Source organism: Streptomyces sp. NPDC050703 (assembly GCF_040654435.1).
Classification (GTDB): domain Bacteria; phylum Actinomycetota; class Actinomycetes; order Streptomycetales; family Streptomycetaceae; genus Streptomyces.
The window spans coordinates 145,993-165,894 of record NZ_JBFAHX010000011.1 but is presented as its reverse complement, the minus strand read 5'-3'; the positions used below and the strand labels follow the sequence as shown (position 1 = coordinate 165,894).

Annotated in this window: 18 protein-coding genes and 1 pseudogene; 12 read left to right on the top strand and 7 right to left on the bottom strand. The window is 73.7% G+C overall.

Annotation, left to right across the window (positions count from 1 at the left end; all coding sequences use genetic code 11):
• The first annotated feature begins 34 nt into the window (after positions 1-34).
• Positions 35-2,185 carry a family 16 glycoside hydrolase gene (locus tag AB0I16_RS13730; RefSeq protein ID WP_363249542.1) on the top strand — a complete coding sequence of 717 codons (2,151 nt, stop codon included), beginning with the start codon at positions 35-37 and terminating at the stop codon, positions 2,183-2,185.
• Between the two features lie 62 nt (positions 2,186-2,247).
• Here AB0I16_RS13730 and AB0I16_RS13725 read toward each other — a convergent pair whose 3' ends face one another.
• Positions 2,248-2,589, bottom strand: coding sequence for a hypothetical protein (locus tag AB0I16_RS13725; protein WP_363249541.1), 342 nt, complete (start codon positions 2,587-2,589; stop codon positions 2,248-2,250).
• 102 nt (positions 2,590-2,691) lie between these two features.
• Here AB0I16_RS13725 and legP point away from each other — a divergent pair, with 102 nt between their 5' ends.
• On the top strand, positions 2,692-4,554 hold the full coding sequence (legP, locus tag AB0I16_RS13720) for a Dot/Icm T4SS effector Zinc-dependent metalloprotease LegP (protein ID WP_363249540.1): 1,863 nt from the start codon (positions 2,692-2,694) through the stop codon (positions 4,552-4,554).
• Between the two features lie 32 nt (positions 4,555-4,586).
• Here the strand turns inward: legP and ligD are convergent, their stop codons facing one another.
• Entirely contained in the window at positions 4,587-5,618 is a 1,032-nt protein-coding gene (gene ligD / locus AB0I16_RS13715; RefSeq protein WP_363249539.1) for a non-homologous end-joining DNA ligase, read from the bottom strand.
• Between the two features lie 97 nt (positions 5,619-5,715).
• Here ligD and AB0I16_RS13710 point away from each other — a divergent pair, with 97 nt between their 5' ends.
• The 3 genes from AB0I16_RS13710 to AB0I16_RS13700 all read left to right on the top strand — a co-directional run bounded on the left by AB0I16_RS13710 (position 5,716) and on the right by AB0I16_RS13700 (position 9,666).
• Positions 5,716-6,795 carry an ATP-dependent DNA ligase gene (locus AB0I16_RS13710; protein WP_363249538.1) on the top strand — a complete coding sequence of 360 codons (1,080 nt, stop codon included), beginning with the start codon at positions 5,716-5,718 and terminating at the stop codon, positions 6,793-6,795.
• A 114-nt stretch (positions 6,796-6,909) separates the two neighbouring features.
• The gene (locus AB0I16_RS13705) at positions 6,910-8,703 is read left to right on the top strand and encodes an FAD-dependent oxidoreductase (protein WP_363249537.1); all 1,794 of its coding nucleotides are present in this window, start codon (positions 6,910-6,912) and stop codon (positions 8,701-8,703) included.
• A gap of 30 nt (positions 8,704-8,733) precedes the next feature.
• On the top strand, positions 8,734-9,666 hold the full coding sequence (locus AB0I16_RS13700) for a DUF3048 domain-containing protein (RefSeq protein WP_363249536.1): 933 nt from the start codon (positions 8,734-8,736) through the stop codon (positions 9,664-9,666).
• 7 nt (positions 9,667-9,673) lie between these two features.
• On the opposite strand, the gene AB0I16_RS13695 is transcribed toward AB0I16_RS13700, so the two are convergent.
• Complete coding sequence (locus tag AB0I16_RS13695) at positions 9,674-10,135, bottom strand: MarR family transcriptional regulator (protein WP_363249572.1); 462 nt, start codon at positions 10,133-10,135, stop codon at positions 9,674-9,676.
• Positions 10,136-10,334: 199 nt separating this feature from the next.
• On the opposite strand from AB0I16_RS13695, the gene AB0I16_RS13690 reads away from it, so the two are divergent.
• The 6 genes and pseudogenes from AB0I16_RS13690 to pcaD all read left to right on the top strand — a co-directional run bounded on the left by AB0I16_RS13690 (position 10,335) and on the right by pcaD (position 15,564).
• On the top strand, positions 10,335-11,090 hold the full coding sequence (locus AB0I16_RS13690) for a CoA transferase subunit A (RefSeq protein WP_363249535.1): 756 nt from the start codon (positions 10,335-10,337) through the stop codon (positions 11,088-11,090).
• On the top strand, positions 11,090-11,737 hold the full coding sequence (locus tag AB0I16_RS13685; RefSeq protein WP_363249534.1) for a CoA transferase subunit B: 648 nt from the start codon (positions 11,090-11,092) through the stop codon (positions 11,735-11,737). Before AB0I16_RS13690 ends, AB0I16_RS13685 begins: the two co-directional genes overlap by 1 nt.
• Positions 11,738-11,787: 50 nt before the next feature.
• Positions 11,788-12,516, top strand: a complete 729-nt coding sequence (gene pcaH, locus AB0I16_RS13680; protein WP_363249571.1) for a protocatechuate 3,4-dioxygenase subunit beta — start codon at positions 11,788-11,790, stop codon at positions 12,514-12,516.
• On the top strand, positions 12,516-13,100 hold the full coding sequence (gene pcaG / locus AB0I16_RS13675; protein ID WP_363249533.1) for a protocatechuate 3,4-dioxygenase subunit alpha: 585 nt from the start codon (positions 12,516-12,518) through the stop codon (positions 13,098-13,100). The genes pcaH and pcaG overlap by 1 nt, the downstream gene beginning before the upstream one ends.
• On the top strand, positions 13,097-14,443 hold the full coding sequence (gene pcaB, locus AB0I16_RS13670; RefSeq protein ID WP_363249532.1) for a 3-carboxy-cis,cis-muconate cycloisomerase: 1,347 nt from the start codon (positions 13,097-13,099) through the stop codon (positions 14,441-14,443). The genes pcaG and pcaB overlap by 4 nt, the downstream gene beginning before the upstream one ends.
• A pseudogene (pcaD, locus tag AB0I16_RS13665) lies at positions 14,440-15,564 on the top strand (3-oxoadipate enol-lactonase). The gene pcaB and the pseudogene pcaD overlap by 4 nt, the downstream one beginning before the upstream one ends.
• Positions 15,565-15,774: 210 nt before the next feature.
• Here the strand turns inward: pcaD and AB0I16_RS13660 are convergent.
• The 4 genes from AB0I16_RS13660 to AB0I16_RS13645 form a co-directional block, all read right to left on the bottom strand.
• Positions 15,775-16,701, bottom strand: coding sequence for an RNA polymerase sigma-70 factor (locus AB0I16_RS13660; RefSeq protein WP_363249531.1), 927 nt, complete (start codon positions 16,699-16,701; stop codon positions 15,775-15,777).
• 58 nt (positions 16,702-16,759) lie between these two features.
• Positions 16,760-17,236, bottom strand: coding sequence for a carboxymuconolactone decarboxylase family protein (locus AB0I16_RS13655; RefSeq protein ID WP_363249530.1), 477 nt, complete (start codon positions 17,234-17,236; stop codon positions 16,760-16,762).
• A gap of 103 nt (positions 17,237-17,339) precedes the next feature.
• Complete coding sequence (locus AB0I16_RS13650) at positions 17,340-18,272, bottom strand: SDR family oxidoreductase (protein ID WP_363249529.1); 933 nt, start codon at positions 18,270-18,272, stop codon at positions 17,340-17,342.
• Positions 18,269-19,057 carry an SDR family oxidoreductase gene (locus tag AB0I16_RS13645; RefSeq protein WP_363249528.1) on the bottom strand — a complete coding sequence of 263 codons (789 nt, stop codon included), beginning with the start codon at positions 19,055-19,057 and terminating at the stop codon, positions 18,269-18,271. Before AB0I16_RS13645 ends, AB0I16_RS13650 begins: the two co-directional genes overlap by 4 nt.
• 68 nt (positions 19,058-19,125) lie before the next feature.
• On the opposite strand from AB0I16_RS13645, the gene AB0I16_RS13640 reads away from it, so the two are divergent.
• Complete coding sequence (locus AB0I16_RS13640) at positions 19,126-19,881, top strand: enoyl-CoA hydratase family protein (RefSeq protein ID WP_363249527.1); 756 nt, start codon at positions 19,126-19,128, stop codon at positions 19,879-19,881.
• Positions 19,882-19,902: the final 21 nt, after the last annotated feature.

Sequence of the window (19,902 nt, the reverse complement as noted above, 5' to 3'; positions counted from 1 at the left end):
GAGACTGTACACGGCGCTGTTCGCCTCGCTCCTGATGGTGCTCGGCCTCACGTCGACGGCGGCCGTGGCGCGCCCCGACGGCACCGGGCTCTCCACGCGGGCGCAGACACTCACCTGGACCGCCGACAACGACATCGCCGAGTACAAGTCGGCGCCGACGACGGCCGTGGCGGGCCCGACGACGATCGTCTTCGAGAACAGCGAGGCGACCGGCAACACGACCGGCATGCCGCACACGCTGACGTTCGACGTCTCCGACCCGGAGTACAACAACGACGTCCCGCTGAACATCCTCGCCAACCCCAACGACGACCAGGGCGGCAAGCACACCGCCGAGGTCACGCTCACCCCGGGCCGCTACCGCTACCACTGCACCATCCCGGGCCACGGTGCCATGCAGGGCATCCTGGTGGTGACCGAGGGCGGCGGCGAGGACACCACCGCCCCCGAGGTCTCCGCGAAGGTCGAGGGCCAGACCAACGCCGACGGCGCGTACGTCGGTTCGGCGACGGTGGCGCTGACCGCGGAGGACGAGGGTTCCGGCGTGGACCGGGTCGAGTACGCGATCGGCGCGGACGACGCCTGGCAGCCGTACACCGCGCCCGTGGTCGTCGACCGGGTCGGCAGCCACACGATCCGCTACCGTGCCACCGACAAGGCGGGCAACGTCGCCCCGGAGAAGTCCGCCGACTTCGAGGTGGTCGCGCCCGACACGGACGACAGGACGCCCCCGGAGACCTCGGCCACGGTGACGGGCGAGAAGAACGACCAGGGGCAGTACCTCGCGATGGCGACGGTCACGGTGACGGCGTCCGACACGGGCTCCGGCGTCAACAAGATCGAGTACGCGGTCGGTGACGGCGCGTGGACCACGTACGGCGCCCCGGTCATGGTGCACGAGACGGGCACGCACAAGGTCCGCTACCGCGCCGCCGACAAGGCGGGCAACCAGGCGGCGGAGAAGTCCGTCGAGTTCACCGTGGTCGCCCCGCCGGCGCAGGACAGGACGCCGCCCCAGACGTCGGCGAAGGTCGAGGGGACCAGGAACTCCGACGGCGCCTACCTCGGCAGGGCGAAGGTGACGGTCACCGCGACCGACGCCGACTCGGGCGTCGACAAGGTCGAGTACTCGCTGGACGGCGGCCCCTACCTCGCCTACGAGGCGCCGGTCACCGTCGACCGCGCGGGCCGGCACACGGTGGCGTACCGGGCGAGCGACAAGGCTGGCAACACCGCGGCGGCCAAGGACGTCGCGTTCACGGTCGCGCGGGGCGGCGGGGTGCCCGCCCCGGACTGCCCCGAGTTCGACGAGCGGCTGACGGTCGTCGTCGGCACCGTCGACACGGGCATCCCGAACCGGGTCACCAACAGCCGGTGCCGCATCAACGAGCTGATCGAGGACGAGAAGGAGTGGACGTCCCACGCCCTCTTCCTGAAGCACGTCAAGACCGTCACCGACGAGCTGAAGAAGGACGGTGAGATCGACAAGCGCGAGTACAACAGGATCAACCGTGCCGCCAAGCAGTCCGGCATCGGCAAGCCGGGCCAGACGGACGGCTACCGCAAGATCTTCGACGGCACCCAGGCGTCCCTGGACAAGTGGGAGCAGGTCGGCGGCGGCAGGTTCGGGCTCAACGAGGACGGCTCGATCACGAGCAGCACCAGCGTCGAGGGCATGGGCATGCTCTGGTTCCCCGAGCGCAAGTACGGGGACTTCTCGCTGAAGCTCCAGTGGCGTGACGACGCGCCGGGCAACGGCAACGCCAACGGCGGTGTCTTCGTGCGCTTCCCGCAGGTCCACGACCACCCGGAGGAGTCACGTCCGGAGTGGGTCGCCATCAAGTACGGGCACGAGATCCAGGCGCTCGACCGGCCTGACGGCGACATGTACAAGACGGGGTCGGTCTACGGCTTCGACCGGGTGGGTCTCGCCGGTGCCGGCGTCACCCCGAAGGGCACGTGGAACGACTACGAGATCCGGGTGGTCGACCAGCACTACTCGGTCTACCGCAACGGCGTCCTGATCAACGAGTTCGACAACACCGGCGGCCAGGACTTCACGCCGCCGCGGAGCGACGACCCCGGCACGGACGGGCGGCGCTACGCGTCCGGCTACGTCGGTGTCCAGGTGCACGGGGTCACGGACGTGATCTCGTACCGCGACATCCGGGTCAAGGAGCTGTAGGCCCGCGGTCACCGGCTCCCTCCGGCGCCCTCGCCCCGCTCGGGGCGGGGGCGCCTCCGCGTTCAGCCGGCCGGCCGCACCTCGACCACGATGGCGTCCGGGCAGCCCCGGGCCGACACCGGGTTGTCGCGCACCGAGACGAAGTCCTCGGGGGCCACCGCCCCGGAGCCGTCGACGTCGGCGTGGACGCGGACGGTGTAGCGCGCCCGCGGGTCCGGCGGCGGGACCTCAAGGGTCAGCCGGGGGGCCGCGGTGAGGTCGACGCCGCGCTCGGTCGCGCGCGAGACCACCCGGGCCGGCGCGTCAGCGGCGGTGATCTCCTCGACCTGCGCGCGCAGGGTCACGGTTCCTCGCGGCGGCGGTGTGCCCGACGCGAGACGGACAGCGATTTCTACGTTGCGCATACGCTCGCCCATCCCTTGTTGGCGGTGTGGTGCCCCTCTATTTTCCGCAACGTAGCGCCCTTTACGGCGGGGCGGGGAGTCGGGACCGAGGGGAGAGACAGGATGGCTGCTTCCGAGTCGCGAGTCGCGGGTGAGGGACACGGGGAGTTCCGCTCCTCCCGGGACAAGAAGACCGGTCTGATCGACGGCATCGGCTTCCGGACGAAGCCGGTGCAGTACGTGGACATCGAGGGGCTCGCGGTCTTCGAGGGCGACATCGTTCTCGGCACGGTCGCGGAGGTCGAGCGCCGCACGGTCGAATTGCAGGCGGAATCGGAGGGGAAGGCGCCGCAGTCGGCGGTCGTCATCTCCGGGAGGCAGTTCCGCTGGCCCAACGCCCTGGTGCCCTTCGAGATCGACGGCAATCTGCCGAACCAGCAGCGTGTCACCGACGCGATCGCGCACTGGCAGTCCCGCACCCGGATGCGCTTCGTGCGGCGCACCCCGGCCAACCAGGCGCAGTACCCGAACTACGTGCGCTTCGTGCCCGGCGGCGGCTGTTCGTCGTTCGTGGGCATGCAGGGCGGGGCGCAGAACATCACGCTGGCCACGGGGTGTTCGACGGGCAACTGCATCCACGAGATCGGGCACGCGATCGGTCTGTGGCACGAGCAGAGCCGTGAGGACCGCGACCAGTTCGTCACGATCGTCTGGGCCAACATCACGCAGGGCTTCGAGCACAACTTCGACCAGCACATCACCGACGGCGACGACGTGGGCCCGTACGACTACGGCTCGATCATGCACTACCCGCGGGACGCCTTCTCCAGTAACGGCCAGGACACGATCGTGCCGACCGTGCAGGGCGTCGCCATCGGCCAGCGCAGCGGTCTGAGCACGGACGACGTCGCCGCCGTGCACGCGATGTACGGGCCTTCGCCCGCGTCGGGGCCCGTGGTGTCCTGGGAGTCGGACCGCCTCGACGTCTTCGGTGTGGGCGCCGACTCCGCGCTGTTCCACAAGTGGTGGAACGGCAGGGCCTGGGGGCCCGACGTCAAGGGCTGGGAATCCCTCGGCGGCATCTGCAAGAGCCCGCCGACGGCGCTGGCGTGGGCGCACGACCGGCTCGACGTCTTCGTCGTGGGCACGGATTCGGCGCTGTTCCACAAGTGGTGGAACGGCAGCGCGTGGGGCCCGAGCGTCAAGGACTGGGAGTCCCTCGGCGGCATCTGCGTCAGCGAACCCGAGGCCGTTTCCTGGGGCCCGGACCGGCTCGACCTCTTCGTGACCGGCACCGACTCGGCGACGTACCACAAGTGGTGGAACGGCAGCGCGTGGGGCCCGAGCGTCAAGGGCTGGGAGTCCCTCGGCGGCATCTGCACGACCAAGCCGAAGGCGGTGTCCTGGGGCGCGAACCGGCTCGATGTCTTCGTGGTCGGCACGGATTCCGCGCTCTACCACAAGTGGTGGGACGGAAACGCGTGGGGCCCCGGCGTCAAGGGCTGGGAATCCCTCGGCGGCATCTGCATGGGCGAACCCGTCGCCGTCTCCTGGGGCCAGAACAGGCTGGACCTCTTCGTGGTCGGCACCGATTCCGCGCTCTACCACAAGTGGTGGGACGGAAACGCGTGGGGCCCCAGCGTCAAGGGCTGGGAATCCCTCGGCGGCGTGTGTGAGAGCACCCCGGCCGCCGTCTCCTGGGGCGCCGACCGCCTGGACCTCTTCGTGGTCGGCACGGACTCGGCGCTGTACCACAAGTGGTGGGACGGCAAGGCGTGGGGCCCGGGCGTCAAGGGCTGGGAGTCGCTCGGCGGCATCTGCACCAGTTCGCCCGACGCGGTCGCCTGGGAGCAGAACCGGCTCGACGTGTTCGTGCGCGGCACGGACTCGGCGCTCCACCACAAGTGGTGGGACGGCAAGGCGTGGGGTCCGAGCGTCAAGGGCTTCGAATCCCTCGGCGGAGTCCTGATCCGCTTCACGGACTGAGCGCGGGAGCCGTTCGCCGAGCGCCGGCCGGGTCAGTCCTCGTGTCTGGCCCGGCTCGGCTGCACGCGCTTCGGCTCGCCGGGCATCTTCGGGTACTCCGGCGGGTACGGCAGATCGCCGAGCCCGTGCTCGCGCTCGTCCCTGTCGGCCAGGTCGAGGAGGGCGTCGAGCGAGTGGGCCCGGTCGTCCATGCCGGCGTGGACGTCGCCGGCCTCCGCGAACCGCCCCGGCATGGTGGCGACGTCGAAGTCCTCGGGGCGGGCGTCCTCGACCTCCTCCCACCGCAGCGGCGCCGAGACGGGGGCGTGCGGGCGGGCGCGGATCGAGTAGGCGGAGGCGATGGTGCGGTCCCTGGCCGTCTGGTTGTAGTCGACGAAGATCTTCTCCCCGCGCTCCTCCTTCCACCAGGCGGTGGTGACCGCGTCCGGCATCCTGCGCTCCAGCTCCCGGCCGACGGCGATGGCGGCGCGCCGCACCTGCGTGAAGGTCCAGCGGGGCTCGATCGGCACGAAGACGTGCAGGCCGCGTCCGCCGGAGGTCTTGGGCCAGCCCACGAGCCCGCCGTGCTCGTCGAGGACGGCGCGCAGTTCGTGCGCGGCCCGCACCGCGTCGGTGTAGTCGGTGCCGGGCTGCGGGTCGAGGTCGATGCGCAGTTCGTCGGGGTGGTCGAGGTCGTCGCGCCGGACCGGCCAGGGGTGGAAGGTGAGGGCGTTGTACTGGACGGCCCACAGCACGGCGGCCAGCTCGGTCGGGCACATCTCGTCGGCGGTACGGCCGCTGGGGAAGGCGATGGTGGCGGTGGGAATCCACTCGGGGTGGTTCTTCGGGACCCGCTTCTGGTAGAAGAACTCCCCCGCCGCGCCCTCCGGGTAGCGCTGAAGGGTCGTGGGCCGGTTCCGCAGCGCGCGGAGGATGCCGGGCCCCACGACCACGAAGTACCGGGCGACGTCCAGCTTGGTGAACCCGCGCTCGGCGAAGACGACCCGGTCGGGGCTGGAGAGCCGCACCGTCCGCTCCCCCGTGTCGATCTCCACGGCCGCGCTCTTGCCCTTGGCTGCACCCATGGGGCCACGCTAAGCGGGGTGGACATGCGCCGCATCCCTCCCCTCGGCGAGCCCCGCCGAACAGGCGCCCCTCCCCGGTCCCTCGTACGTTGGGATCATGGATCTGCCGGTGATGCCGCCCGTGAAGCCCATGCTCGCCAAGCCGGTGGCGAAGATTCCGGCGGGCATGCAGTACGAGGCCAAGTGGGACGGGTTCCGGGCCGTCGTGTTCCGGGACGGGGACGAGCTGGAGATCGGCAGCCGGACGGGGAAGCCGCTGACCCGGTACTTCCCCGAGCTGGTGGCGGCCCTGCGGGAGCGGCTGCCCGCGCGCTGCGTGCTGGACGGCGAGATCGTGATCGCGCGGAACGGGCACCTCGACTTCGACGCGCTGAGCGAGCGCATCCACCCGGCGGCCTCGCGCGTCGCGACGCTCGCCGAGCGCACGCCCGCGTCCTTCGTCGCCTTCGACGTCCTCGCGCTGGGCGACGAGGCCCTGCTCGACACCCGGATGGCGGACCGCCGCGCCCGCCTGGTGGAGGCGCTGGACGGTGTGGCGCCGCCGGTCCACGTGGCGCCGGCGACCACGGACGTCGACGTGGCGCGGCGCTGGTTCGACCAGTTCGAGGGCGCGGGCCTGGACGGCGTGATCGCCAAGCCGCTCGACCTGCGCTACCGCCAGAACGAGCGCTCCATGTTCAAGATCAAGCATGAGCGCACGGCGGACTGCGTGGTCGCCGGCTACCGCTTCCACAAGAGCGGGCCCGTCGTGGGCTCGCTCCTCCTCGGCCTGTACGACGGCGGCGGCACCCTGCAGCACGTGGGCGTCGCCGCCGCGTTCTCCATGGCGCGGCGGGCGGAGCTGATCGACGAGCTGGAGCCGCTGCGGATGGAGTCGGCCGCGGACCACCCCTGGGCGGCCTGGGGCGACGAGGCGGCGCACGAGGGGGCGCGGATGCCGGGCGCGCCGAGCCGCTGGACGGGCAAGAAGGACCTGTCGTGGGTGCCGCTCCGCCCCGAGCGGGTCTGCGAGGTGGCGTACGACCACATGGAGAACGGGCAGCGCTTCCGCCACACGGCGAGATTCCGCACCTGGCGCCCCGACCGCACCGCGACGAGCTGCACGTACGCCCAACTGGAGGAACCGGTCTCCTACTCCCTCACGGACGTGCTCGGCGGGCCGCGGCCCGGCGCCTAGCACCGCAATCACGCCAACCTGCGACCACGCTCCCCCGTGCCTTCCGCCCCAGGGGGCGCGACCGTATGCTCCACCGCCTGACACGTCAGTTACCTACGGTAAGGGGGACGGGGCATGGGGCGCGGCGGTGCCGGGGGGAGTACGAGACGGGGGTTCGTCGTGGGGGCCGCGGCGGTCGGCGGGGCCGCCGCGACGGGCCTGGGGACCGCGGCGGGGACCGCGGCGGCGGCCGGGGCCGGGGGCTCGCGGGCGAAGCAGTCCGTGGCCGTGCTCGGCGGCGGGGTCGCGGGGCTGACGGCCGCGCACGAGCTGGCCGAGCGCGGCTTCGACGTCACGGTCTACGAGCGCAGGGCGCTCGGCGGCAAGGCCCGCAGCATGGACGTGCCGGACAGCGCGAAGGGCGGGCGGAAGCCGCTGCCGGGCGAGCACGGCTTCCGGTTCATCCCCGGGATCTACCACAACCTGCCGGACACCATGCGGCGCATCCCCTTCCCCGGCAACGCCCACGGCGTCTGGGACAACCTCGTCGCCCCGCGCGAGATGTCGTTCGCGCGCACCGGCCGCGAGGACCTGCGCATGCCGATCCCGTGGCCGGGCACCCGGCCCGAGCGGCTCACCCTCGACGACATCGCGCGGGCCCTGACCGCCCTGCTCGACACGGCCCTCAACCTGCCGGCCCACGAGGTCGCGTACTTCGTGAACCGCGCCCTGGTCTTCCTCACGAGCTGCGACGAGCGCCGTGACGACGACTGGGAGTCGACGCCGTGGTGGGACTTCGTGCGGGCCGAGCGGATGTCGAAGGACTACCAGCGCATCCTCGCGATCGGCGTCACCCGCAACATCGTCGCGACCAAGGCCGAGGAGGCGAGCACCCGCACCGTCGGCACGCTGGGCGAGGCCTTCGTCCTCAACGCGCTCGGACAGGGCGCGGACGGCCCGCCCGACCGGCTGCTCAACGCCCCCACGAACGAGGCGTGGATCGACCCGTGGGTGACCCTTCTGACCTCGCTCGGCGTGCGGTTCGAGATCGGGTGGACGGTGCGCGAGCTGGCGTTCGGCGGCGGCCGGATCACCGGGACCGTCGTCGAGGACCCGGACGGCGTGCGGCGTGTCGTCACCGCCGACCACTACGTGCAGGCCATGCCGGTGGAGCACGCCCGCAGGACGTGGGGCGCCGCGCTGCGGGCGGCGGACCCGCAGCTCGCGCGCTGCGACAAGCTCCGCACGGACTGGATGACCGGCATCCAGTTCTATCTGACCGAGCGGCCGCCGGTGGTGAAGGGCCACTTCAACTGCGTCGACTCGCCCTGGTCGCTGACCGGCATCGCCCAGGCGGGCCACTGGCCGGACCGTGACTTCGCCGCCGACTACGGCGACGGCGTCGCGGTCGAGTGCCTGTCGGTGGACATCTCCGAGTGGGACGAGCCGGGGATGCTGTACGGCAAGACGGCCAAGCAGTGCACCAGGGACGAGGTCGCCAAGGAGGTGTGGGCGCAGCTCAAGGCCGCCCTGAACGACACGGGCAAGACGGTCCTGAGCGACGGCAAGCTGCACTCCTGGTTCCTCGACCCGGGCGTCGACGGCCTCGGCACGCCGCACCCGACCAACGAGGACGAACTCCTCATCCACCCCGTCGGCACCTTCCACGCCCGCCCCACGGCGGTGACCAAGATCCCCAATCTGTTCCTCGCCGGCGACTACGTCTCCGTCGACATCGACCTCGCCACGATGGAGGGCGCCAACGCCTCGGCCCGCGAGGCGGTCAACGCCCTTCTGCGGCAGTCCGGTTCCGGCCAGGAGCCGTGCACCGTGACGCCGCTGTTCCGGCCCCCGGCGCTCGACGCGGCCAAGCGCCACGACCGCACCCGCCACCGGCTCGGCCTGCGCAACGCCCTCGATCTGGGCTGAGACCGGCACCGTACGGGGTATGACGTACGCATGAGACGGTGGGCGCGGACACGGGCAGGGGCCGGGGCGGTGGCGCTCGCCGCCCTGGCCGCCGGCTGCACGGTGCAGGCCGACGGGAGCGGGGCCGGCCAGGACCCCCGGGGCGGCGGCGGCTCGGTGCTCGCCGTGAAGATCGACAACGTGGGTGCCGCGCGCCCGCAGACCGGCATCGACGCCGCCGACGTCGTCTACGCCGAGCAGGTGGAGGCCGGGCTCAGCCGTCTGATGGCGGTGTTCGCCACCGGGCTGCCCCCGGTGGTGGGCCCGGTGCGCAGCGCGCGCGAGACGGACCTCGAACTCCTGCGGCAGTTCGACCGCCCCGCACTGGCCTTCTCCGGGGCGCAGTCGAAGCTCCTGCCGCTGATCGACGGCTCGCCCCTGCGGGCGCTGCCGCCCGGCAAGGCGCCCGGCGACGCCTACTACCGGGACGCCGGCCGGGCGGCGCCGCACAACCTCTTCGTGCGGCCGAAGGCCCTGGACGCCGGTGCGCGCGCGGGGGCGCTGGAGAGCACCGGGTTCCGGTTCGGTCCCCGCCCCTCCGGCGGCACACCGGAGACCCGGCGGACGGTGCGGTTCCCCGCGGCGAGCTTCACCTTCGACTGGGTGGAGTACGAGGGGCGCTGGCGCGTGGCCATGGACGGGACGCGTGCGCGTACGCCGGGCGGAAAGGAGCTGCGCCCGGCCACGGTGGTCGTGCAGTACGTGAAGGTGCGCCCCTCCCGCTTCCACGACCGCTCGGGAAGCGTCACGCCGTTCACGGAGACGGTGGGCGAGGGCAGGGCGCGCGTCCTGCGGGACGGTCGGGGCTACGACGCGCGCTGGGAGCGGCCGTCGGCCGGGGACGGCACGCGGTTCACGACGCCCGGCGGCGAACCACTGCCGTTCGCCGAGGGCCAGGTGTGGGTCGTGTACGCGAAGGCGTGAGCGCGGCTCAGGCCCTGGCCAGCGGCTCCGCGGGGTGGCGCAGGCCCTCCGCCGCGTCCGCGACGCGGCGGATCAGGTCGAGGAAGACCGTCTGCTCGTCGGCGGAGAGCGGGCCGAGGAAGACCTGGTTCATCCGGGCGGTGCGCACGGTCAGCCTGGCGTGCGCGCGCCGGCCCTCGTCGGTGAGCCGCAGCACGCAGCGGCGGCCGTCCCGCGGGTCGCGGACCTTGTCGAGCAGTTCGCGGCGGATCAGCCGGCCGACGACCTCGGCGATGGTGGAGCGGTCGAGGCCCACCCGCTCCCCCACGGTGCGCTGGTCGAGGCCGGGTTCGGCGACGAGGGCGTTGAGCACGGCGAACTGCGGCGAGGTGATCTCCTCGGAGACCATCGTGTTCCACAGGAGGTAGTGCGCCTGCTGCAGGCGCCTGGCCAGGTGCCCGGGGTGGGTGGTGAGATCCGCCGCGGCCATGGGGTCCTCCGCTTCCGCGTCGTCCGTGTGCGTCGCCGCGTCCATCGGCGTTTTCATCGGTGCACTGAACGATACCCGGACATCCGGTGGTGCGTCTCACCTCTTGTCAGGGCATTCGCGCTCTCCTATCCTCGCCGAAATAGTCAGTGCCCTGATTGATTCCCTGGTTGACAGGGGCCGGAAGAGAGGGGCCGCGCGGATGGACAAGGTGGTGGCCACGGCCGCCGAGGCGGTGGCCGACGCCCGGGACGGGGCGTCGTTCGCCGTCGGGGGCTTCGGCCTCAGCGGCGTGCCGAACGAGCTGATACGGGCGCTGCACGCCTCCGGCGTCTCGGACCTGCGGGTGGTGTCCAACAACTGCGGGGCGATGGACTCCGGCCTCGCGGTGCTCCTGGCGGCGGGCCGCGTCGCCCGCGTCACCGGCTCCTACATCGGGGCCAACAGGGAGTTCGCCCGGCAGTACCTCGGCGGCGAACTGGAGGTCGAGATGATCCCGCAGGGCACGCTCGCCGAACGGCTGCGGGCGGGCGGCGCGGGCATCCCCGCGTTCTACACCCCCGCCGGAGTGGGCACCCAGGTCGCCGAGGGCGGTCTGCCGTGGCGCTACGACGGCGAGGGCGGCGTCGCGCTGGCCTCCCCCGCCAAGGAGGTACGGGAGTTCGACGGCACCGCGTACGTACTCGAACACGGCATCCGCACCGACTTCGCGCTGGTCCGCGCGGCCAGGGGCGACCGGCACGGCAACCTCGTCTTCCACAGGTCGGCCCGCAACTTCAACCCCCTCGCGGCGATGGCGGGCCGCGTCACCGTCGCGGAGGTGGAGGAGCTGGTGGAGCCCGGCGGGATCGACCCGGACGCGGTGCACCTGCCCGGCGTCTTCGTGCAGCGCGTGGTCGCGCTCACCCCCGAGCAGGCGGCGGACAAGCGGATCGAGAAGCGGACGGTGAGCGGCTGATGTCCTGGACCCGTGAGCAGCTGGCCGCCCGCGCCGCGCGCGAGCTGAAGGACGGCCAGTACGTGAACCTCGGCATCGGTCTGCCGACGCTGATCCCCCAGCACCTGCCGCCGGACGTGCACGTCGTCCTGGAGTCGGAGAACGGCGTCCTCGGCGTGGGGCCCTACCCCACCGAGTCCGCGGTCGACCCGGATCTGATCAACGCGGGCAAGGAGACCGTGACCGTGCTGCCGGGCGCCTCCTGCTTCGACTCCGCGCTCTCCTTCGGGATGATCCGCGGCGGCCACATCGACGTGGCCGTGCTCGGCGCCATGCAGGTCTCGGCGCGCGGGGACCTCGCCAACTGGGCCGTGCCGGGCAAGATGATCACCGGGATCGGCGGGGCGATGGACCTGGTGCACGGCGCCCGCACCGTCATCGTCGTCATGGCCCACACCGCCAAGGACGGCTCCCCGAAGATCCTCGACGAGTGCGCGCTGCCGCTGACCGGCAAGGGCTGCGTCGACCGGATCATCACCGACCTCGGCGTCCTCGACGTCACGGAGCGGGGCCTGCGGCTCGTCGAACTCGCCCCGTCCGTCACGGTCGGGGAGCTGACCGCGCGGACCGCCGCCGAGGTCCGCGTCCCCGAGGGGTTCCTGTCATGAGCCCGCGCGAATCCGCGGAGCCGCTGCCCGAGGGGCTCACGCAGGGCGCGATGGACGCCGAGGTCGCCGCGGCGCAGGCCGCGTCGGAGCCGGGGGCGCACCATCCGCCCCGCGCCTACCCGCCCTACCGCAGCAGCCACTTCCGCCACCCCGCGCAGCCGCTCGTGCCACTGCGGGACCCCGAGGCGGTGGAGCTGAGCGGCCCCGCGTTCGGCGTCACCGACGTGACCGCCCTCGACCACGATCTGACCCGGCAGCACCCGGGCGAGCCGCTCGGCGAGCGGATCACCGTCAGCGGCCGGGTCATCGACCGCGCCGGGCGCCCCGTGCGCGGCCAGCTCGTCGAACTCTGGCAGGCCAACGCCTCGGGGCGCTACGCGCACCGGCTCGACCGGCACCCGGCGCCGCTCGACCCGAACTTCACGGGCTTCGGCCGGTGCCTGACCGACGACCAGGGCCGGTACTCCTTCACGACCATCAAGCCCGGCGCCTACCCGTGGCGCAACCACGTCAACGCCTGGCGGCCCGCGCACCTCCACTTCTCCCTCTTCGGCACGGCGTTCGCCCAGCGCCTCGTCACGCAGATGTACTTCCCGGGTGACCCGCTCCTCCCCCACGACCCGGTCCTGCGCTCGGTCGCGGACGAGGCCGCGCGGCAGCGCCTCGTCTGCTCCTACGACCACGACCTGTCCGTCCCCGAGTGGTCGCTCGGCCACCGCTGGGACATCGTCCTCGACGGCCCCCGCGCGACCCTTTTCGAGGAAGGCGGTCCCCGCTGATGACCTCCCCCCGGCCGGCGTCCCCCGCGTCCGCCCACGCCCCCACGCCCTCCCAGACCGTCGGCCCCTTCTACGGCTACGCGCTGCCCTTCCCCGGCGGCGGTGACGTGGCGCCCGCGGGACACCCGGAGACGATCACACTGCACGGGTATGTGTACGACGGCGCGGGACTGCCGGTGCCCGACGCCCTGATCGAGACCTGGCAGCCCGGACCCGACGGTTCCCGGTCGGGCGCGCCGGGCTCGCTGCGGCACGACCCCGTCACCGGACGGGTCATCGGGCGTGACGGAGTCGCGTTCACCGGCTTCGGCCGGGTGCCGACCGACCCGGACGGCCACTGGGCGGTACGGACGCTGCCACCGGGAGGCGTCCCGTACATCTCGCTCGCCGTGTTCGCGCGGGGGCTGCTGCACCACCTCCACACGCGCGCGTACCTGGTGGACGCGCCGGGTGACAGGCTCCTCGGCGCCCTGGCCGGGGAGCGGCGTGCCACGCTCGTCGCCGAGGCCGGGCCCGACCGTACGTACCGCTTCGACATCCGTCTCCAGGGGCCCGGCGAGACGGTCTTCCTGGAGTTCTCGTGAGCGGCCTCCTCTCCCCCGGCTGGGCGGGCTCGGCGGCCGAGGAGACGACCGGCGACGACGCCTTCGTACGGGCCCTGCTCGACGCGGAGGCGGCCCTGACGCGCGCTCAGGCCGCGGTGGGCCTGGCCCCGCGCGAGGCCGCGGCGGCCGTCACGTCGGCGGCCCGCGACACGGCCCGCTTCGACGCCCGCTCGCTCGCGCTCCGCGCGCGGGAGGGCGGAAACCCGGTGATCCCCCTGGTCGCCGACCTGACGGCGGCGGTACCCGCGGAGGCCGCGCCCTACGTCCACCGGGGCGCGACGAGCCAGGACGTCCTCGACACCGCGCTGATGCTGGTCTCCGCCCGGACGCTGGCCCCGCTCCTCGCCGATCTCACCCGCACGGAACGCGCCCTGGCCCGCCTCGCGGCGGAGCACAGGGACACGGTTTTGCCGGGCCGCACGCTCACCCAGCACGCGGTGCCGACGACGCTCGGGCTGAAGGCGGCGGGCTGGCGGTCCCTGGTGCTCGACGCCAGGGACCGGCTGGTGCGGGCGCGCGAGGGGCTGCCGGTGCAGCTGGGCGGAGCCGCGGGGACGCTGGCCGCGTTCCACGCGTACGCCTCGTCGGCGGAGCCGCCGGTCGTGCCGGACGGCGACGTGGGGCAGGCCCTGCTCGCCGCCTACGCGCGGGAACTGCCGCTCGCCGAGCCGTCACTGCCCTGGCACACCCTGCGCACCCCCGTGGCCGACCTGGCCGCCGCCCTCGCCGTCGCCGCCGGGGCGCTCGGCAAGGCCGCGATCGACGTGCTCACGCTCTCCCGCACCGAGATCGCCGAGGTCTCCGAGGGCTCGGGGGGCGGTTCGTCCGCCATGCCGCACAAGGCCAACCCCGTGCGCGCCACGCTCATCGCCGCCGCCGCGCGCCGCGCGCCCGGCCTCGCGGCCACCCTGCTCGGCTCGCTGGCCGCCGAGGACGAACGGCCCCCCGGCGCCTGGCACGCCGAGTGGGAGCCGCTGCGTGACCTGCTGCGCCTGGTGGGCGGCGCGGCCCGCGACGCGGCCGAACTCGCCGAGGGGCTGCGCGTCCACCCCGGGGCCATGCACGCGCACCTGGGCCTGACCGGCGGGTCGATCGTGTCGGAGCGGCTCGTGGCGGCGCTCGCGCCACGGGTCGGCAGGGCACGGGCCAAGGAGCTGGTGACCGACGCGGCACGGCGTGCGCGGACCGGGGGGCCGCCCCTCGCCGACGCCCTCGGCGCGGAACCCGCCCTGCGAGGCGTCGACCTCACCGGGCTCACCGACCCCGCCCGCTACACCGGCTCCGCCGGCCCCCTCACCGACCGCGCCCTGGAGCGACGTTGACCTCGCGGAACCTGCCGCACCACACCGTCGAGGGCGCCGACGGCGCGCCCCCGCTGCTGCTCGGCTCCTCACTCGGCACGTCGAGCCGCCTCTGGGACGGTGTCGCGCCCGCGCTGTCCACCGCCCACCGCGTCGTGCGGTGGGACCTGCCGGGCCACGGCCGCTCCCCCGCCGGGTCGATCGGGGCCGGGGCGAGCGTCGCCGGCCTCGCGGGGCTCGTGCTCGGCCTCGCCGACGCGCTCGGCATCGACCGCTTCGCGTACGCGGGGGTGTCGCTCGGCGGCGCCGTCGGGCTGCACCTCGCCGTCCACCATCCCGAGCGGGTGACGGGTCTCGCCGTACTCTGCTCATCGGCGCACTTCGGCGGCTCCGAGCCCTGGGAGCGGCGGGCCGCGACCGTACGCCGCGAGGGCCTCGCCGCGCTGGCGGACGCCGCCCCGGGGCGCTGGTTCACGCCCGGTTTCACGGTGCCCGCCCTGGTGGCGGACCACCGGGCGGCCGACCCGGACGCGTACGCCGCGTGCTGCGACGCCCTGGCCGCGTACGACCTGCGCGGGTCCCTGGCGGCGATCGGCGCGCCGACCCTGGTGGTCGCCGGGCGCGAGGACCCCGCGACCCCGCCCTCCCACGCCAGGGAGATCGCCGACGCGGTGCCCGGCGCGTCCCTCGTGGAACTGGCGGGGGCCTCCCATCTGGCGCCCGCCGAGCGCCCGGACGCCGTGGCCGCCGCCCTGCGCGCGCACTTCACGGGGCCCGCGCCCGAGGGCGGCGTCGCCGTGCGGCGCGCGGTGCTCGGCGACGCCCATGTGGACCGCGCGCTGACGGGCACCACGGCCTTCACGGCCCGGTTCCAGGACTTCATCTCCCGCTACGCCTGAGGGGAGATCTGGACCGACCCGACGCTGCCCCGCCGCGAGCGCAGCATCATCACGCTGACGGCGCTGGTCGCCCACGGCCACCTCGACGAGCTGGCGCTGCACGTGCGCGCCGCCCGGCGCAACGGTCTCACCCCCGAGGAGATCGGCGCGGTCCTGCTCCAGACGGCGGTCTACTGCGGGGTCCCCGCCGCCAACTCGGCGTTCGCCGTGGCCCGGCGGGTCCTCGACGAGGAGGACGTCTAGGGCCTGTCGTCTGGAACAGGCCGGCTGGAGGGCGCTGCCTTGCCGGCCGGGCCCGAGCGGGGTCTGGTGCGTGCGGCTGCAAGGCGGAGGAGGGCGACGACGCGGAGCGTCGGCAACTGACGACAGCGCCGCAGACGTGCGTGCCAGGGCGCGCGACGCCGGGCAGATCCACACGACGGGCCCTGGGCGCGGGCCGGGTGTTCGGACGGGTCAGCGCGGAGGCATGCGGCCCGTCCGCCTCAGCTCGTCGTGGACGGCCCACGCGTCCGCCACCGGCCCGACGTGCCCGAGCTTGTCGGGGTTGATGACCATGCGGATCGCCTGGACCCGGCCCTCGGCCACGTCGAGCGCCCACGTGTGCAGGACCCGGCCGCCCCGGTCGCGGAAGACCGCGCCGGGCTGGCCGTTGACCTCGTGCGGCGCGAAGGTGATGTCGATCCCGGCCATCCGGGGCAGGACGGCGCCGAGCAGCCGCGCCACGTTGTCCGCCCCCATGACGGCCCTGGCGAGCTGCGGCGCCTTGCCGCCCCCGTCGCCGACCAGCGACACGTCGGCGGCGAGCAGCTCCCGCAGACCGCCGACGTCGCCCTCGCGCAGGGCGTCGAAGAACCGCGCCGACAGCGCCTCCCGCTCCTCGCGGTCCGCCGCGAAGCGGGGGCGCCCGGCCCGCATGTGCCCCCGCGCCCGCACCAGGAGCTGCCGGCACGCCGGCTCCGAGCGACCCACCGCGGCGGCCACCTCGTCGAACCCGAAGCCGAACACCTCCCGCAGCACGAACACCGCCCGCTCCAGCGGGCTGAGCCGTTCGAGCAGCAGCAGGGCCGCCATGGAGACGGAGTCCGCGAGTTCCGCCGCGCGCGCCGGGTCCTCGTAGGGGTCGTCGAGCAGCGGTTCGGGGAACCAGGGGCCCACGTACCGCTCGCGCCGCGCCCGCGCGGAGCGCAGCACGTCGATGGAGACGCGGGTCACCGCCGCCGAGAGGAACGCCTTGGCCGAGTCGGGCCGGGTCGTCGAGGCGTCGAAGCGCAGCCAGGTCTCCTGCACCGCGTCCTCCGCCTCGCCCACGCTGCCGAGAATCCGGTACGCGATGGAGAAGAGCAGTGGCCGCAGCTCCTCGAATTCCTCGACCTTGCTCACTTCCGCATCCCTTCTCCCGGAGCCCCGGAGCGTACGCCATGCCGTGGAGATGCCCGGGTCAGTGGCCGTGTCCGGGCTCGAAGGCGCCGGTGGCCGGCTGCTGGGTGATGATGTTCAGCCGGTTCACCATGTTCATGAAGGACACCATGAACACCAGGGCGGTGAGCTGGTCCTCGTCGTAGTGCTTGGCGGCGTTGGCCCACACGCTGTCACTGACGCCGGTGGCGCCGTCCGCGACCCGGGTCCCCTCCTCGGCGAGCTCCAGCGCGGCGCGCTCGGCCTCGGTGAAGACCGTGGCCTCCCGCCACGCCGCCACCAGGTGCAGCCGCACCGAGCTCTCCCCGGCCGCCGCGGCGGTCTTGGTGTGCATGTCGAGGCAGACCGCGCAGCCGTTGATCTGGCTGACGCGCAGCGCCACCAGCTCCTGGGTGGCCTGCGGCAGCGTCGACTCCTGGAGCGTCCTGCCCGCCGACATCAGGTACTTGACGGCCTTGCTGCCGGCCAGGTTCGTGACGTAGTCAAGTCGCGCTTCCATGGGGTGCTCCTCCGTGATCGTCGTGCCCTACGACCCCTGAGACGAGACAGCCCGGGCGCCTGTGACACGGCCGGATGTGACCTGCGTCGCACCCGGCCGCGGATCAGCGCGCGCCGTAGACCGGGCCCGGCGCCTCGGCGTCGGCGAGGAGTCCCCGTGCCGCCTCGCCCGCGTCGGCCGGGGTCCAGCGTGCGCCCTTGTCGATGGTCGGCCCCGGGCGCCAGCCCTCCATGACGGTGATGCGGCCCGCCTCGGCCTCGAAGACCCGTCCGGTGACGCCCGCGGAGGCGGTGGAGCAGAGCCACACGACGAGCGGCGACACGTTCTCCGGCGCCATCGCGTCGAAGCCGCCGTCCCGCGGCGCGGCCATGGTGCCGGCGAAGGCGCGCTCGGTCATGCGCGTACGCGCGGCGGGGGCGATGGCGTTGACGCGCACTCCGTAGGCGGCGAGTTCGGCGGCGGCCACCATGGTCAGGCCCAGTATCCCGGCCTTGGCGGCGCTGTAGTTGCCCTGCCCGACGCTGCCGAGCAGGCCCGCTCCCGAGCTGGTGTTGACCACGCACGCGTGCGGCACGCGCCCGGCCTTGGCCTCGGCCCGCCAGTGCGCGGCCGCGTGCTTCAGGGGCAGGAAGTGGCCCTTGAGGTGGACGCGCAGCACGGCGTCCCAGTCGTCCTCGTCGAGATTGACCAGCATCCGGTCGCGCAGGAACCCGGCGTTGTTGACGAGCGCGTCGAGGCGGCCGTACGTGCCGACGGCCGTCGCCACCAGCGAGGCGGCGCCCTCGGACGTGGCGATGTCACCGCCGTGCGCGACGGCTTCGCCGCCGGCCGCGCGGATCTCGTCGACGACGGCGTACGCGGGGTTCCCCGCCTCTCCTCCGCCGTCGGAGGCGCCCGAGCCGTCGGCCCGTACGCCGAGGTCGTTGACGACCACACGCGCGCCCTCGGCGGCGTGGGCGAGCGCGTGCGCGCGGCCGAGGCCACGCCCCGCGCCCGTGACGGCCACGACGCGGCCCGCGCAGATCCCTGACGTCATGTTGCCGCTCCTCCGTGCGTCGTGCGGTCCGTGGAAGCCGCGTCGAGGAACGCGGGGCGCTCGCCGCCGCCGTGCAGCTGGAGCGAGGCGCCGCTGATGTACGCGGCGCGGTCGGAGGCGAGGAACACGCAGGCGTCGCCGACGTCGGCGGGCTCGGCGAGGCGGCCGAGCGGCACGGTGCGGGCGACCCGTGCGACGCCCGCCGCGTCGCCGTAGTGGACGTGGGCGCTCTCGGTGCGGGCGAGGCCGAGCACGACCGTGTTGACGCGCACGGCCGGGGCCCATTCGACCGCCATGGTCCGCGCGAGGCTGTCGAGACCGGCCTTGGCGGCGCCGTAGGCCGCGCTGCCGGGTGAGGGGCGGGCGCCGCTGACGCTGCCGATCATCGTGATGCTGCCGCCGGAGCCCTGGGCGCGCATCACCTCGTACGCCGCGAGGGAGGCGTAGAGCGGGGCGAGCAGGTTCAGTTCGACGATCTTGGCCTGGCGGGCGGGGTCCGTGCCGGTGAGGGACGCGTGGGGCGTGCCGCCCGCGTTGTTCACGAGGGCGTCCACCGAGCCGTGGTCGGCGGCGACCCGGGCGAGGACGGCGTGCGCGGCCGCCGCGTCGCGCACGTCGAGCGGGCGGAACTCGGCGGTGGCGCCCACCGCTTCGACCGGCCGCTCGGGCGGTCTGCGGGCGCAGACGACGACGCGGGCGCCGGCGGTGAGGAAACTCCGGGCGATACCGGCGCCGACGCCGCGGGTGCCGCCGGTGACGACGACCACCTGTCGGGTGTCAGTCATCGCTGCTACCTTTCCGACTAACAAATGTTTGGTTGAAGGCGCGTGGGTGAAAGGTAGCGGATGCTCTGATGTCTGTCTCCACCTCCGTCCCCGACGAGGGCGTGGCCGTCGTGACGGTCGACCACCCGCCCGTCAACGCGCTGCCCGTGCGGGGCTGGTTCGCCCTGGCCGACGCCGTGCGCGCCGCCGGGCGCGATCCCGCCACCCGCTGCGTCGTGCTGGCCGCCGAGGGGCGGGGGTTCAGCGCGGGCGTGGACATCAAGGAGATGCGGCGCGACAGCGGGCACGGCGCGCTGATCGGCGCCAACCGCGGCTGCGCCGCGGCGTTCTCGGCGGTGTACGAGTGCGAGGTGCCCGTCGTCGCCGCCGTGCACGGCTTCTGCCTGGGCGGCGGCATCGGCCTCGTGGGGAACGCGGACGCGATCGTGGCGAGCGAGGACGCCACCTTCGGCCTGCCCGAGCTGGACCGGGGAGCGCTCGGCGCGGCCACGCACCTGGCCCGCCTCGTCCCGCAGCACCTGATGCGCGCCCTGTACTACACCTCGCGCACGGCGACCGCCGCCGAACTGCACGCGCACGGTTCCGTCTGGCGGGTCGTCGGGCGCGCCGGGCTGCGCGAGGCCGCGCTCGGCCTGGCCAGGGAGATCGCCCGCAAGGACGGCACGCTGCTGCGCTTCGCGAAGGCCGCGATCAACGGCATCGACCCGGTCGACGTGCACCGCAGCTACCGCTTCGAGCAGGGATTCACCTTCGAGGCGAACCTCAGCGGCCTGGCCGACCGCATCCGCGACGACTTCGGCACGCGAGGGGAAGGCGGGGCATGAGCGACGACGGGACGACGACCG